Origin of the sequence: Nocardioides lianchengensis, from assembly GCF_900101465.1 — a bacterium.
In the GTDB taxonomy this organism is placed as follows: Bacteria; Actinomycetota; Actinomycetes; order Propionibacteriales; family Nocardioidaceae; genus Nocardioides; species Nocardioides lianchengensis.
Genome location: NZ_FMZM01000001.1, coordinates 92,883 through 107,863, shown reverse-complemented (window position 1 = coordinate 107,863; position 14,981 = coordinate 92,883). Strand labels below are relative to the sequence as shown.

14 protein-coding genes are annotated in these 14,981 nt (G+C 71.6%); 3 read left to right on the top strand and 11 right to left on the bottom strand.

Translation table 11 applies throughout. From position 1 onward, the window contains the following. The first annotated feature begins 3 nt into the window (after positions 1-3). Positions 4-444 (top strand): VOC family protein, encoded by a 441-nt coding sequence (locus tag BLT76_RS00565; RefSeq protein ID WP_090849696.1) that lies wholly within the window; start codon positions 4-6, stop codon positions 442-444. A gap of 2 nt (positions 445-446) precedes the next feature. Here BLT76_RS00565 and BLT76_RS00560 read toward each other — a convergent pair whose 3' ends face one another. From BLT76_RS00560 to BLT76_RS00545, 4 genes are all read right to left on the bottom strand, one after another. Beyond that, complete coding sequence (locus BLT76_RS00560) at positions 447-1,520, bottom strand: WD40 repeat domain-containing protein (protein WP_090849694.1); 1,074 nt, start codon at positions 1,518-1,520, stop codon at positions 447-449. Further along, positions 1,517-2,008, bottom strand: coding sequence for a SigE family RNA polymerase sigma factor (locus BLT76_RS00555; protein WP_244509199.1), 492 nt, complete (start codon positions 2,006-2,008; stop codon positions 1,517-1,519). Before BLT76_RS00555 ends, BLT76_RS00560 begins: the two co-directional genes overlap by 4 nt. A 16-nt stretch (positions 2,009-2,024) precedes the next feature. Then, entirely contained in the window at positions 2,025-3,326 is a 1,302-nt protein-coding gene (locus BLT76_RS00550) for an MFS transporter (protein ID WP_244509198.1), read from the bottom strand. 92 nt (positions 3,327-3,418) lie between these two features. Continuing rightward, positions 3,419-4,624, bottom strand: coding sequence for a S8 family peptidase (locus BLT76_RS00545; RefSeq protein WP_090849689.1), 1,206 nt, complete (start codon positions 4,622-4,624; stop codon positions 3,419-3,421). Between the two features lie 236 nt (positions 4,625-4,860). Between BLT76_RS00545 and BLT76_RS00540 the strand changes: the two genes are divergently transcribed. Continuing rightward, the gene (locus tag BLT76_RS00540; RefSeq protein WP_090849687.1) at positions 4,861-6,537 is read left to right on the top strand and encodes a dihydroxyacetone kinase subunit DhaK; all 1,677 of its coding nucleotides are present in this window, start codon (positions 4,861-4,863) and stop codon (positions 6,535-6,537) included. 1 nt (position 6,538) lies between these two features. Here BLT76_RS00540 and trmB read toward each other — a convergent pair whose 3' ends face one another. Continuing rightward, complete coding sequence (gene trmB, locus BLT76_RS00535) at positions 6,539-7,264, bottom strand: tRNA (guanosine(46)-N7)-methyltransferase TrmB (RefSeq protein WP_090849685.1); 726 nt, start codon at positions 7,262-7,264, stop codon at positions 6,539-6,541. Positions 7,265-7,297: 33 nt separating this feature from the next. Between trmB and BLT76_RS00530 the strand changes: the two genes are divergently transcribed. Continuing rightward, a complete protein-coding gene (locus tag BLT76_RS00530) occupies positions 7,298-8,644 on the top strand; it encodes a transaminase (protein WP_090849683.1) in 1,347 nt (448 codons plus the stop codon). A 60-nt stretch (positions 8,645-8,704) separates the two neighbouring features. Here BLT76_RS00530 and tuf read toward each other — a convergent pair whose 3' ends face one another. The 6 genes from tuf to BLT76_RS00500 all read right to left on the bottom strand — a co-directional run bounded on the left by tuf (position 8,705) and on the right by BLT76_RS00500 (position 14,922). Continuing rightward, positions 8,705-9,898 (bottom strand): elongation factor Tu, encoded by a 1,194-nt coding sequence (gene tuf / locus BLT76_RS00525; RefSeq protein WP_090849681.1) that lies wholly within the window; start codon positions 9,896-9,898, stop codon positions 8,705-8,707. Between the two features lie 81 nt (positions 9,899-9,979). Continuing rightward, positions 9,980-12,040 carry an elongation factor G gene (gene fusA, locus BLT76_RS00520; RefSeq protein WP_218856912.1) on the bottom strand — a complete coding sequence of 687 codons (2,061 nt, stop codon included), beginning with the start codon at positions 12,038-12,040 and terminating at the stop codon, positions 9,980-9,982. A gap of 121 nt (positions 12,041-12,161) precedes the next feature. After that, on the bottom strand, positions 12,162-12,632 hold the full coding sequence (gene rpsG / locus BLT76_RS00515; protein WP_090849676.1) for a 30S ribosomal protein S7: 471 nt from the start codon (positions 12,630-12,632) through the stop codon (positions 12,162-12,164). Between the two features lies 1 nt (position 12,633). Then, entirely contained in the window at positions 12,634-13,008 is a 375-nt protein-coding gene (rpsL, locus tag BLT76_RS00510) for a 30S ribosomal protein S12 (RefSeq protein ID WP_028636428.1), read from the bottom strand. 151 nt (positions 13,009-13,159) lie between these two features. Then, positions 13,160-14,464 (bottom strand): MFS transporter, encoded by a 1,305-nt coding sequence (locus BLT76_RS00505; RefSeq protein ID WP_090849674.1) that lies wholly within the window; start codon positions 14,462-14,464, stop codon positions 13,160-13,162. Between the two features lie 8 nt (positions 14,465-14,472). After that, positions 14,473-14,922, bottom strand: a complete 450-nt coding sequence (locus BLT76_RS00500; RefSeq protein WP_244509197.1) for a MarR family winged helix-turn-helix transcriptional regulator — start codon at positions 14,920-14,922, stop codon at positions 14,473-14,475. Between the last annotated feature and the right edge of the window lie 59 nt (positions 14,923-14,981).

Genomic DNA, 14,981 nt, shown 5'->3' with positions numbered 1-14,981 from the left:
CGCATGATCACCAACATCTCCCTGGTCAGCGTCTTCGTCACCGACATCGACGACGCGCTCGCCTTCTACACCGACGTCCTCGGCTTCACGGCGAGGGAGGACCTCATGTTCGGCGAGGACTTCCGCTGGTGCACCGTCGTGCACCCGAACCAGCCGGAGCTCCAGGTGCACCTGACGACGCCGTCGGCACCACTGTCGGACGACCTGGTCGCGGCCATGCGACGGGCCCAGGCCGAGGGCGGGCTGCCGGGCCTGGGGCTGGCCGTCGACGACTGCCGGAAGACCTACGAGGAGCTGTCCGCCAAGGGCGTCGTGTTCCTGCAGGAGCCGACCGAGCGGCCGTACGGTGTCGAGGCCCTGATGCGGGACAACTCCGGCAACTGGATGGTGCTGGTCGAGCACCGCGACTACGTGCCCGCGGACTTCCAGGGCTTCGAGGTCTAGCCTCAGGACGTCAGCTTCAGCGTCCCGGACGGGTCCTGGTAGAGCAGCCGGCAGGTCCGCTCGACCGCGTCGCACTCCTGGAGGGTGCCGGTGCCGGTGCCGGTGGCGGTCTGGTCGCCGCGTGCGGCGACGACGAACGTGTCGGGTCCGGTCCACGCGATGCCTGTCGCGGAGCCGTCGACCTCCGTCGCCACCGGCGAGAGACGTCCGTCGCGTGGGTCGACCAGTGTCACCCCGTCCGGCGCGGTGCGGGCGTAGCTCGTGCCGTCCGGAGCGAGCCGGCCGCTGTAGCCCGCGCCGCGGATCCGGGACAGGAGCTCGCCCGTGCTCGCGTCGAAGAAGCGAGCGCCGTGCGACGTCTCCAACGCCAGCACTCCGGCCACCAGGTCCTCATCGATGATGCCTCCCCCGGTCGGCAGCGACCGGACCGGGCCGCCGGTGCCGGTGAGGAGGTAGCCGTCAGGTCCCGAGTCGACCCGGTGGTCACCGTCGAAGGCTGCGGCGCTGCCGCCGTCGGCGGGGTCGACGTCCAGGTCGGTCCAGGTCCGGGTCTCGGGCGACCACGCCCGGTAGGTGTCGTCCTCCTGCTGGGTGATGATCCGACCGCCCGCCGGGTCCAGGTAGTCCCGGAGACCCGTGCCCAGCCTCTCGGCCTTCCCGGGCACCCCGTCCTGATCGACCGGCACGGCCACCAGGTCCCCCGCCCCGTCCGAGAGCAGCACCCGTCCCCCGAGGACACCCAGCACGTTGCGCGCCGGGATGCCCGTCACGGTGAAGCCGGCCGGCCCGCCGACGACCAGGCGGCCCTGCACCACGAAGCCGACGACCCGACTCGGGTCGTCGACCTCCAGCGGGGACCCGCTGGCCACCGGGGCCCGGTCCGCCTCGGGAAGGAGCCGGCCGACGCCCGCCGCTGCCGCGGTCACCGCGACCGCCGCCACGAGCGCGACCGCGGTGCGGCCCGTCGTACGACGGCGACGCGCGGCGCGGACCCGGGCCTGGAGGGCGACCCGGTCGGGGGCGGGGACGTCGACGGCGTCGCGGACGGCGCTGAGGGTGGTGCGGACCTGGTTCATGACAGCTCCTCGATCAGGGTCCGGGCATCGGGCAGGGCGGCGCGCAGCCGCTGGAGGGCGTGGTGGGTCTGGCTCTTGACCGAGCCGACGGAGCAGCCGAGCTCCTGGGCCGTCGCCTCGACGGTGAGGTCCTCGACGTAGCGGAGCACCAGGGTGGCCCGCATCCGCGGCGGCAGCCGGCGTACCTCCGCCCACAGGTCGAGGTGCTCGGCACGCACGTCGAGGCCGCCGGCGTACGACGACTCCGGCAGCTCGTCGGTCGGCACCTCGCGACGCCGCTTGGGCCACTGCCGGGTCATCTGCCGGACCATCGCCTGGCGGACGTAGCCGTCGGCCGCGCGCGTGTCGCGGATCGACGACCAGCGCACGCAGGTGCGGGCCAGGGCGTCCTGCAGCAGGTCCTCGGCCTGGTGCCGGTCACCGGTGAGCAGGTACGCCGTACGGAACAGCGGCGCCCAGCGCGCGGCCATGAACTCCTCGAACGTCACACCCGGAGAAGACACCTCAGGGCGCCGAAAGGTTGAGAGCCCTCTCGTCGGGGCGCTCCGGGATGAACAGGCACAGGCCGGCGGCCAGCAGGCAGAGCACGCCGGCGGTGATCCAGGCGGCGAAGTAGTCGCCGTTGGCCTGCCGGACCCACCCGGCGAAGCTCGCGGCGACGCCGGCGCCGACCATGTGGCTGGCGAAGACCCAGCCGAACACCACCCCGGCCCTCTCGATGCCGAAGTGCTGGCGGCACAGAGCCACCGTCGGGGGCACCGTCGCCACCCAGTCGAGGCCGTAGAACACGACGAACAGGAACAGGCTCGGGTGCACCTGCGGGCCGAGCAGCAGGTGGACCCACAGCAGGGAGAGACCGCGCAGGCCGTAGTAGGCGAAGAGCAGCTTGCGCGGGTCGACCCGGTCGGTGAGCCAGCCGCTGGCGATGGTCCCGACGATGTCGAAGACGCCGACCAGGGCGAGCAGGCTCGCGCTCGTCGTCTGGGCCATGCCGTGGTCGTGGGCGGCCGGGATGAAGTGGGTGCCGATCAGGCCGTTGGTCGACCACCCGCAGATCCAGAACGTCGCGAACAGGATCCAGAACGTCCGCGAACGGGACACGCCGCGCAGGGTGGTCAGCGCGGCGGCGGCCGCGCCGCGCGAGGCGGTGACGGGCGGCGGGGGCGTCCAGTCCGCCGGAGCGCCGTACGGCGTGGCGCCGACGTCGGCCGGCTGGTCCCGCATCAGCCACAGGACGAACGGCACCAGGGCCAGCGCGAACGCCGTCACCAGGCCCGCGGCCCAGCGCCAGCCCGGCCCGTCGGCCAGGTGCGCGATGGCCGGCAGGAACACCAGCTGACCGGTCGAGCTGGCCGCCGAGAACACACCGACCACGAGGCCGCGGTGCCGGACGAACCAGCGGTTGGCGACGATCGCGCCGAAGACCAGGGCCAGCGAGCCGGTCCCGACCCCGACCGCGAACCCCCACAGCAGCCACAGCTGCCAGGCCTCGGTCATCACCAGGGTGAGACCCGAGCCGGCCGCGACGAGGGTCAGCGAGGCGGCGACCACCCGTCGTACGCCGAAGCGCTCCATGAGCGCGGCCGCGAACGGGGCGGTCAGGCCGTAGACGATCAGGTTGAGGCTGACCGCGCCGCTGGTGGTGGCCCGTGACCAGCCGAAGTCCTCCTCGAGCGGCTCGAGCAGCGCTCCGGTCGACGAGCGGAAGCCGGCGGCCGCGATCAGTGCGGCCATCGTGATGATCGCGACCGGCCAGGCCCGGTGGAGCCGCCGCGCCCCGACGCTCTTCTCCAGGGACGCGGTCACGCGCGTCAGCGTAGAACGCCGCCTGTGGACAAGTCCGCCGAGTCGGCGCACATGTGCGCCGACTCGGCGAGCTCATCCACAGGCGGGGTGGGTCAGAAGCCGGTGAACAGGAGCAGGTTGGGCGAACCGGCGGGGTCGGCGATCGCGTCCGGGGTCGCCGCGCCGGTCAGGCCGGCCGAGACGTCCGCCGGGCTGGCACCGGGGTTGGACTCCAGGTAGAGCGCTGCGGCACCCGCGACGTGCGGGGAGGCCATCGACGTGCCGGAGATCGTGTCCGTCGCGGTGGAGCCACCGATCCAGGCGGAGGTGATGTCCTCGCCGGGGGCGATGATGTCGACGCACGAGCCGAAGTTGGAGAAGTAGGCGAGCTCGTCGCTGCTGTTGGAGGCCGCGACGGTGATCGCCGAGGGAGCCGCTGCCGGCGAGCTGCCGCAGGCGTCGGAGGTCTCGTTGCCCGCGGCGACGACGGTGGTCACGCCGGCCGAGGTGAGCCGCTCGACGGCCTCGTCGATCGCGGCGTCGGCCGGACCGCCGAGGCTCATGTTGGCGACCGCCGGTCCGCCCTGGCCGGCCACCCAGTCCATGCCGTCCACGACGCCCGCGAACGAGCCGCTGCCCGCGCAGTCGAGCACCCGGACGGGCACCAGGGTGACGTCCTTGGCGACCCCGTACGTCGTGCCGCCGACGGTGCCGGCGACGTGCGAGCCGTGGCCGTTGCAGTCCTCGGTGCCGTTGCCGTCGCCGACGGCGTCGTACCCCTCGCCGAGGCGGTCGGCGTACTCGCTGTGGGAGCTGTTGATGCCGGTGTCGATGACGTACGCCGTGACGCCCGCGCCGGTGGCGGTGTACTCGTAGGTGCCGGAGAGCGGCAGCGCCGCCTGGTCGATCCGGTCGAGACCCCAGGTCGCGTCGTCCTGGACCTCGTTGATCGTGACCTGGGCGTCCTGCTGGACGAAGGCGACGTCGGGGTCCTGGCGGACCGCGGCGAGCTCGTCGGCGCTCAGCTCGGCGGCGTACCCCTTGAGGCTGCGGAAGGTGTCGGAGATCTGCGCACCCTCGCCGCGGGCCTCCTTCTTCGACGCCCGCAGCTCCTTCAGCGAGCTGCCCTCCTTCAGCATCACGACGTAGTGGCCCTTGATGGCCCCGGACTCCGCCTGCATCAGCGGGGCCGCGGACCCGTCCTTGGCGGCCGCCGGGGCGGTCCCGGTCGCAGCGCTGGCGCTGCCCGTGGCGAGCCCCGCCGAGGCCAGCGTGGTGACGGCGAGGGCTGCCGCTCCGAGAGCTGTTCGCTTCAACATCCTGCTTTGACCTCCAGTGGAGCCGGTCGGGCTCCTCGTCGGCACCGTCCCGAGAAACGGACAGCGAGCGGTGTCGTCGACCGCTGCCACCGACCCTCCCCCGGCCCGCAGGGGGCCACCAGGGGGATAACCCTTGACGTCACCCCACGGTGACCGGGTCGACTTGGACCCGGCGGACAGGGTGGAGCTGAGCGTCCCGCCCCCACCCTGCTCCTGTTCCCGACGGAAGGTCCGACATGGCCCGCAGCTTCCTGACCGACGGCGTCTCCCCCTCCGCCCACGCGCTGGAGGGGGTGGCGCTCGCCTCCGGCCACACGGTCGGCACCAGCCCCGCCCCGTCGTACGTCTGGGCGCTCCGGCCCGCACCCGAGCGACAGGTGGCGCTGGTCAGCGGCGGCGGCGCGGGTCACGAGCCGATGCACGCCGGCTTCGTCGGCGCGGGCGGCCTCGACGCCGCCGCTCCCGGCGAGGTCTTCACCTCGCCGCACAACCGCCAGGTGTACGCCGCCAGCGCGCGGGTGGCCCGGCCCGGCGGCGTGATCCACGTCGTGAAGAACTACACCGGCGACCGGATCAACTTCGCCATCGCCGCCGAGCGGCTGCGCGCCGAGGGCCACCGGGTGGCCGAGGTGCTGGTCGACGACGACCTCGGCTCCGAGGGCCATGAGGTCGGGCGGCGCGGCACCGGCGCGACCGTCGTCGTCGAGAAGGTGCTGGGCGCCGCCGCCGACACCGGCGCGACGTTCGACGACCTCGTCACCCTCGGCCGCCGCGTCGTCGACCGCTCGCGGACCCTCGCGGTCGCCCACGGCGCGCAGACCTCCCCCGAGACCGGTGAGCCCGCCTTCGACGTCGCCCCCGGCGCCCTCGAGTACGGCGTCGGCATCCACGGCGAGACCGCCGCCGAGAGCATCGACCAGCCGGACCTGGGCAGGCTGGTCGACCGGATGGTCGGCGACCTGCTCGCCGCGCTGCCGGCCTCCGAGGACGGCTACCTGCTGCTGGTCAACGGGCTCGGGGGCACCGGCAACCTCGAGCTGGCCCACGTGGCGACCGAGGCCGCCCGCGCGCTCGACGCCGCGGGTCGCCGGCTGCGCAGCGTCGAGACCGGCACCTACGTCTCCGCGCTCGACATGCGCGGCTTCTCGATCACCCTCACCGCCGCCGAGGAGTCCTGGCTGGCGCACTGGTGGGCCCCGCACGACACGGTCGCGCTGCCGAGCCCCCGCGAGCTCGGGACCGGCGTCACCGCCGCCGCCGAGGACCCCGCGCCGGCCACCGGTGGGGAGCCCTCGCCCTGGCTGGCCGGGCTGGCCGCCACGTTCGAGGCCCGTCGCCCCGGGCTCAACGCCCTCGACCAGCGCGCGGGCGACGGCGACATCGGCACCAACCTGGACAACGGCCTCCAGGCCGCCGTACGACGGGCTCCGGGCCCGGAGGCCGACCTCGCCGCTGACCTGGCCGCGGTGGCGGGCGCGTTCCTGGACGACGTCGGCGGCTCCAGCGGTCCGCTCTTCGGCCTGGTGTTCCAGGCGGTCGCCGCGGCGGTCGAGGGAGCCGACGACCCGTCCGCGGCCCTCGTCACCGGGCTCCGCGAGGGCCAGGAGGCGGTGACCCGGGTCGGCGGCGCCGTCCCGGGCGACCGCACGCTGCTCGACGCCCTGGCTCCGGCGGTCGCGGGCCAGCGCCTCGACCGCGAGGCGGTCGCCGCAGCGGTCGCGGGTGCCCGTGAGACTGCGCGGCTGGTGGCCAGGCGCGGCCGGGCCAGCTACCTCGGCGACCGGGCGCTCGGCGTTGCCGACCCCGGCGCCGTCGCCGTGGCCCTGCTCCTGAGCGCGCTGCTGGAGCACCTGGACGGCTCGGTCGACGACGACCTGCGGACCGACCTGGACGAGCTGGTGGCCGGGCGGTGAGTCAGCGCCTGACGTAGCGCAGGTCGGTGATGTCGCGGCCGACCTCGAGGCCCTTGCGCTCGAACTTGGTGACCGGCCGCTCGGACCAGCGCTCGACGACGCCGCCTTCGAGAGCCGGCTCGGCGTCGAGGACCTCGCGCATCTGGTCGGCGTAGTCGGCCCAGTCGGTGGCCAGCCGCCAGGTCCCGCCCGGCACCAGCCGGGTCGAGACCAGGCGGGCGAAGTCGGCGTCGACCAGCCGGCGCTTGCGGTGCTTCTTCTTGTGCCACGGGTCCGGGAAGAACGTCCACAGCTCGCTGATGCTCGCCTCGCCCAGCAGGTGCTGGAGGGTCCACGCCGCGTCGACGCTGCACAGCCGGAGGTTCTCCGCCCCCGCCTCGGCCGCCCGCCAGAGCGTGTCGGCGACACCCGGCCGCCACACCTCGAGCGCGAGGACGTCGTACGACGGGCGCGCCGCCGCGAGGACGGCCGTCGCCTCGCCGACACCCGACCCGATCTCCACGATCAGCGGCGCCTCGCGGCCGAACCACGACGCCCACGCGAAGTCGGGCCGGTCGACGGCCTCGTCCGGGATGACCCACTTCTCCTGGTGCGCGGCCCAGGCCGCGGCCTGGTTGGGGGTGAACCGCGCCCCGCGCCGTGAGTAGCTCAGCACCTCCCGCATCCGGCGACCGTCCTCGGTCAGCCGATGGTGGGGTCGTGCGGGTCGGACGCCGTGCTCGTGCATGCGCCCATCCTCCCTGATCGCTACGTTCAGACCATGATCGCCAGAGCCCGCCTCCAGTCCCTGCACGCCGAGGAGGAGCGCCGCTTCGTCGAGCTCCACCCCCGATCCGCCACCCTGGCCGAGCAGGCCCGCGGACCGCTGCTCGCGGGCGTGCCGATGCCGTGGATGACCCGCTGGCCCGGGGCGTTCCCGGTCTTCGTGGAGTCGGCCTCCGGCGCCCGCCTCGTCGACGTCGACGGCGTCGAGTACGTCGACCTCTGCCTCGGCGACACCGGCGCGATGACCGGCCACGCGCTCCCCCAGGTGGCCGAGGTGATCGCCGAGCGGGCCCGCACCGGCATCACCACCATGCTGCCGTCGGCCGACGCGGTCTGGGTCGGCGAGGAGCTGGCCCGGCGGTTCGGCCTCCCGACCTGGCAGCTGGCCATGTCGGCCACCGACGCCAACCGCTTCGTGCTCCGCTTCGCCCGCTACCTCACCGGCCGTCCGCGGGTCGCGGTGTTCGACTGGTGCTACCACGGCACCGTGGATGAGACCCTGGCCGTGCTGGACGGCGACCGGGTGGTCCCCCGCCCGGGCGCCCTCGGGCCACAGGTCGACGTCGCGGTGACCACGGCGGTCGTGCCGTTCAACGACCTCGACGCCCTCGAGCGCCGCCTCGCCGAGGGTGACGTCGCCTGCCTGCTGATGGAGCCCGCGCTCACCAACATCGGCATCGTGCTCCCCGAGGAGGGCTACCTGGCGGGCGTGCGCGAGGTCACCCGGCGGCACGGGGTGCTGCTGATCGTCGACGAGACGCACACGATGTGCGCCGGGCCGGGCGGCTGCACGGCCGCCTGGGGCCTGGATCCCGACCTGGTCGTGGTCGGCAAGGCGATCGCGGGCGGGGTCCCGGCTGCGGCGTACGGCATGAGCGCCGAGGTCGCCGGGCGGCTGTCCGGCCCGATGCTCGGCCACGAGATCGACGTCGCCGGGGTCGGCGGCACCCTGACCGCCAACGCGCTCGCGCTGGCCGCGGTCCGGGCGACGCTGTCGACCTGTCTGCGCGAGGAGGACTTCGCGGTCGCCGTACCCCTGGCGGAGCGGTTCACCGAGGGCGTCGCCGGGGTGATCGCCGAGCACGGGCTGCCCTGGCACGTGCAGCGGCTCGGCTGCCGCGCGGAGTACTGGTTCTGCCCGCCGCCCCGCGACGGCGCGGCCGCTGCGGCAGCGGTCGACGAGGAGCTCGAGGCGTTCCTGCACCTGTGGTGCCTCAACCGCGGCGTGCTGCTGACGCCGTTCCACAACATGGCGCTCTTCAGCCCGCACCACACGACGGCCGACGTCGACCGGCACACGCAGGTGTACGCCGAGGCCGTCGCCGCCCTGCTCGGCCAGTGAAATGCAGGACGGCCCCGGACCGAGGTCCGGGGCCGTCCTGGTGAAGCTGGTGGGACTAGATCACTTGGTGATCTTGGTGACCCGGCCGGCGCCGACGGTGCGGCCACCCTCACGGATCGCGAACCGCAGGCCCTCGTCCATGGCGATGGGCTGGATCAGCTCGACGGCCATCTCGGTGTTGTCACCGGGCATGACCATCTCGGTGCCCTCGGGCAGCGTGACGACGCCCGTGACGTCCGTGGTCCGGAAGTAGAACTGCGGACGGTAGTTGTTGAAGAACGGCGTGTGACGGCCGCCCTCCTCCTTCGACAGGATGTAGACCGACGCGTCGAAGTTGGTGTGCGGGGTCGTGGTGCCCGGCTTGATGACGACCATGCCGCGCTCGATGTCCTCGCGCTTGGTGCCACGGAGGAGCAGACCGACGTTCTCGCCCGCCTGGCCCTCGTCGAGCAGCTTGCGGAACATCTCGACACCGGTGACGGTCGACTTCTGGGCCTTCTCGCGGATGCCGATGATCTCGACCTCCTCGTTGACCTTGACGATGCCGCGCTCGATGCGACCGGTGATGACGGTGCCACGACCGGTGATCGTGAAGACGTCCTCGACGGGCATGAGGAACGGCTTGTCCGTCTCACGCTCGGGGGTCGGGATGGCCTCGTCGACCGCGTTCATGAGCTCGACGATCGAGTCGCCCCACTTGGCGTCGCCCTGCAGCGCCGGGAAGGCCGCCACGCGCACGACCGGGATGTCGTCGCCCGGGAACTCGTACTCGGAGAGGAGCTCGCGCACCTCCATCTCGACGAGCTCGATGAGCTCCTCGTCGTCGACCATGTCGCACTTGTTGAGCGCGACGACCAGGGCGGGGACGCCGACCTGGCGGGCGAGCAGCACGTGCTCACGCGTCTGGGGCATCGGGCCGTCCGTGGCCGCCACGACCAGGATCGCGCCGTCCATCTGCGCCGCACCGGTGATCATGTTCTTGATGTAGTCGGCGTGACCCGGGCAGTCGACGTGCGCGTAGTGGCGCGCCTCGGTCTGGTACTCGACGTGCGCGATCGAGATCGTGATGCCGCGCTGACGCTCCTCGGGAGCCTTGTCGATGTCCTCGAACGCCGACGCGGCGTTGAGGTCCGGGTGCTTGTCGTGCAGCACCTTGGTGATCGCCGCGGTGAGCGTCGTCTTACCGTGGTCGATGTGACCGATGGTGCCGATGTTGACGTGCGGCTTGGTCCGCTCGAACTTCGCCTTAGCCACTGGGGGCTCCTCCTGGTTGGTGTGTTGCTGACTCGTACTGACGGGGTGGTGCAGAGGTCGTGCTGAGTAGGCCCGGGTGGGCTACTCGCCACGGACCTTCTTGATGATCTCGTCGGCGATGTTCGTGGGAACCTCGGCGTACGAGTCGAACTCCATCGAGTACGAGGCCTGGCCGGAGGTCTTGGACCTCAGGTCGCCAACGTACCCGAACATCTCGGACAGCGGCACGAGGGCGTTGACGACGATGTCGCCGTGCCGCTCCTCCTGCGCGCGGATCTGACCGCGACGGCTGTTGATGTCGCCGATGACGGTGCCGAGGAACGAGTCGGGCGTCGTCACCTCGACCGCGAACATCGGCTCCAGCAGGACCGGCTTGGCCATGCGGGCGGCCTCCTTGAAGGCCTGGTTGCCGGCGATCTTGAACGCGAGCTCGGACGAGTCGACGTCGTGGTAGGCGCCGTCCTCGAGCGTGAACTTCACGTCGACCATCGGGTAGCCGGCGAGCACGCCGAACTCCATGGCGTCCTGGCCGCCCTGGTCCACCGACGGGATGTACTCGCGGGGCACGCGGCCACCGGAGACGCTGTTGACGAACTCGTAGCCCGCGCCGGTGCCGGTCTCGGGGTCGATGTTCGGCCCGAGGGAGACGACGACCTTCGCGAACTGACCCGAGCCACCGGTCTGCTTCTTGTGGGTGTAGCTGTGGCCGGTGACCTCCTTGCGGACGGTCTCGCGGTAGGCCACCTGCGGCTTGCCGACGGTCGCCTCGACGCGGAACTCGCGCTTCATCCGGTCGACGAGGATCTCCAGGTGGAGCTCGCCCATGCCGGCGATGATCGTCTGGCCGGTCTCCTCGTCGGACTTGACCGTGAAGGTCGGGTCCTCGTCGGAGAGCCGCTGGATCGCGGTGCCCAGCTTCTCCTGGTCGCTCTTCGTCTTGGGCTCGATCGCGACCTCGATCACCGGGGCCGGGAACGTCATCGACTCGAGGATGACCTGGTGCTGCGGGTCGCTCAGGGTGTGACCGGTCTTGGTGTCCTTCAGACCCATCACGGCCACGATCTGGCCGGCGCCGACCGACGCGATCTCCTCACGCTTGTTGGCGTGCATCTGGTAGACCTTGCCGATCCGCTCCTTGCGGCCGTTGACCGAGTTGACCACGGTCGAGCCCGCCTCCAGCTTGCCGGAGTAGACGCGCACGTAGATCAGCTTGCCGAGGTGCGGGTCGGAGGCGATCTTGTAGGCCAGACCCGAGAACGGCTCGTCGTCGGAGGGCTTGCGGATGATCTCCTCGTTCTCGTCCTTGACCGAGTGGCCGACGATGCCCTCGATGTCGAGGGGGGACGGGAGGTACTTGACGACCGCGTCGAGCAGGGGCTGGACGCCCTTGTTCTTGAACGCGGTGCCGCAGAGGACCGGGTTGACCTTGTCGGCCAGGGTGGCGCGACGGATCGCGGCCTCGAGCTCCTCGACGGTGAAGTCCTCGCCCTCGAGGTACTTCTCCATGATGTCGTCGTCGGCCTCGGACAGCGTCTCGAGGAACTTCTCGCGGTACTCGGCGGCCTGCTCGGCCAGCTCCGCGGGGATCTCCTCGACCTCGTAGTCCTCACCCATCTTCGTCTCGCCGCGCCAGGTCAGGGCACGCATGCCGACCAGGTCGATGACACCGAGGAAGTCGCCCTCGGCGCCGATCGGCAGCTGGAGGACGAGCGGGTTGGAGTTGAGGCGCTCGACCATCATGTCGACGCAGCGGAAGAAGTCCGCGCCGGTGCGGTCCAGCTTGTTGACGAAGCACATCCGGGGCACGGAGTACTTGTTGGCCTGCCGCCACACGGTCATCGTCTGCGGCTCGACACCGGCGACGCCGTCGAACACCGCGACGGCACCGTCGAGGACGCGCAGCGAGCGCTCGACCTCGGCCGTGAAGTCCACGTGGCCCGGGGTGTCGATGATGTTGATCTGGTGGTTCTTCCACCAGCAGGTCGTCGCGGCGGACGTGATCGTGATGCCGCGCTCCTGCTCCTGCTCCATCCAGTCCATCGTGGCCGCGCCCTCGTGGACCTCACCGATCTTGTAGGTGATGCCGGTGTAGAAGAGGATGCGCTCGGTGGTGGTGGTCTTGCCGGCGTCGATGTGCGCCATGATGCCGATGTTGCGGACCTTGTTGAGGTCCGTGGTGATGTCGACAGCCACTGTCTGTGCGTTCCTTAGAAAGTAGGAAGGTGCGGTGCGAGCGGGGGCTGGTACCCAACCCCCGCCGAGATCACCAGCGGTAGTGCGCGAAGGCCTTGTTGGACTCGGCCATCTTGTGGGTGTCCTCACGCTTCTTCACCGCGGCACCGAGGCCGTTGGAAGCGTCGAGGATCTCGTTCATCAGCCGCTCGTGCATGGTCTTCTCGCGACGGTCGGCCGCGTAGCCGACGAGCCAGCGCAGCGCGAGCGTGGTGCCGCGCGTGCCCTTGACCTCGATCGGGACCTGGTACGTCGCGCCGCCGACGCGGCGGGACTTGACCTCGATGGCCGGCTTCACGTTGTCCATCGCACGCTTCAGCGTGACGACGGGGTCGGTGCCGGTCTTCTCGCGGCAGCCCTCGAGCGCGGTGTAGACGATGCGCTGAGCGACCTGCTTCTTGCCGTCCTGGAGGACCTTGGACACGAGCTGGGAGACCAGCTGCGACCCGTAGACCGGGTCGACGTCGATCGGCCGCTTGGGAGCGGGACCCTTGCGCGGCATATCAGCTCTTCTCCTTCTTCGCGCCGTAACGGCTGCGGGCCTGCTTGCGGTTCTTCACGCCCTGGGTGTCGAGCGTGCCGCGGATGATCTTGTAGCGGACACCGGGGAGGTCCTTCACCCGGCCGCCGCGGACGAGCACGATGGAGTGCTCCTGGAGGTTGTGACCGACACCCGGGATGTAGGCCGTGACCTCGACGCCGCTGCTCAGGCGCACACGGGCGACCTTGCGGAGGGCGGAGTTCGGCTTCTTCGGGGTGGTGGTGTAGACGCGGGTGCAGACACCGCGCCGCTGGGGCGAACCCTTGAGGGCAGGCGTCTTGTTCTTCGACACCTTGTCCTGGCGGCCCTTGCGGACCAGCTGGTTAATCGTGGGCACCTGGCGGTTCCCTTTCTTGGTGACTCTCAGTGCGGGGCACGGTGCCGCGCACGATCGAACTGCTGCGTGTCCGGGTGGTGCGAACCAACCGGTGTTGCTCACCCCCGAGGTCGGGCGTGTCGCGCCTGGTGCCGCGGTCCTGTCCCGCGATCTACTTCCGAGCACGCGCAACGGCCTGGTCGTCCCAGACACGAGGAAAGAGGCTACCGGGCGCCCCGACAGGGGTCAAAACGCGCTGACGGCGCTGTTCCTGGACCAGGTAGACGATCGTGGCGACACCGACACCGAGCAGGGTGATCAGGCCACCCCCGACCAGGGTCCAGCGGGCCCCGAAGGTCTCCCCCACCCAGCCCACCACCGGCGCGCCGAGCGGCGTACCGCCCATGAAGATCATCAGGTAGAGCGCCATCACCCGTCCGCGCAGCGCGGGCGCCGTCGAGACCTGCATCAGGGTGTTGGCGGCGGTGATCATGGTCAGCGCCGACAGGCCCAGCAGCGGCATCCAGACCGCGAAGGCGACGTACGACGGGAGCACGCCGGCGACCACCTCGACGGCACCGAAGGCGAGCGCGGCGCCGACGACCAGGCGCAGCCGGACCACCGGGCGCCGGGCGGCCAGGAGCGCACCGGTCAGCGAGCCGACCGCCATGAAGGTGCCGAGCAGGCCGTACTCGGTCGCGCCCTTGTCGAAGACCTGGGTGGCCATCAGGGCCGAGGTCATCTGGAAGTTGAGGCCGAAGGTGCCGACGACGAAGACGATCACCAGGACCAGCACCAGGTCGTGGCGGCTGCGGACGTAGCGCAGCCCCTCGCGGATCATGCCGCGCGATCGCCGCGACGGCTCGACCTGGGCCAGGCGGGACGCGTCCATGCCGCGCAGCGCCAGGATCGGGGCGAGGTAGCTGACCGCGTTGAGGACGATCACCCACCCGGTGGCCTGGGCGCCCCCACCGAGGGCGGCGATCAGCACGCCGGCGACCGCAGGTCCGACGATCCGGGCGGCGTTGAAGGACGCCGAGTTGAGGCCCACCGCGTTGGTGAGGTCCTCGGGCGAGACGATCTCGCTCACGAACGACTGGCGTGCCGGGGCGTCGAAGGCGGTGCCGATGCCGAAGACCAGGGCCAGCACGTAGACGTGCCACACCTCCGCGACGCCGGTGACGGCGAGCACGCCCAGCACGAAGGCGGGGACGGCCATCATCACCTGGGTGACCTGGAGCAGCTGGCGCTTCGGGACCCGGTCGGCGACCACGCCCGCCAGCGGCGAGAGGAGCAGGGCCGGGAGGAACTGGAGGCCGGTCGTGATGCCGACCGCGGTGCCGCCGTTGACGGCGAGCTGGAGGACCAGCCAGTCCTGCGCGACGCGCTGCATCCAGGTGCCGGTGTTCGACACCACGGCGCCGGCGGCGTAGCGGCGGTAGTTGGCGTTGTGGAGCGAGCGGAACGTGGGACTCAAAGCGGGTGTCAGTCCTCCTGGGCGAGGCGTTCGAGGATGGGAGCGGCGCGGCGGAGGACGTCGCGCTCGTCGGGGGTCAGGTCCCGCAGCCGGCGGGCGAGCCACTCGTCGCGGCGGCGGCGGTCGGCGAGCAGGGTGGCGCGGCCGGACTCCGAGATCGCGACCAGCACCTGGCGGCCGTCGGTCTCGTGCGGGCGTCGTACGACGTGGCCGCCCTCCTCGAGGCAGTTGACCGTGCGGGTCATGCTCGGCGCCTTCACGCGCTCGCGGGCGGCGAGCTCGCCGACCGTCAGCTCGCCGTGGCGGTAGAGGGCGCCCAGCACGGCCATCGCGTTCATGCTCAGCTCGTTGGCCGGGTCGACCTCGTTGGCGAGGCGACGACGCAGGCGCATGACCGACAGCCGGAGCTCGGAGGCGAGACCGGCGTCGGTGCGGGCGACCTTCTGGACCCTGGGCATGTCGTTAGCATAACTCATTACTCTTGCTAACTATTCCGGCTGGGCACGCGCCCTCCGCG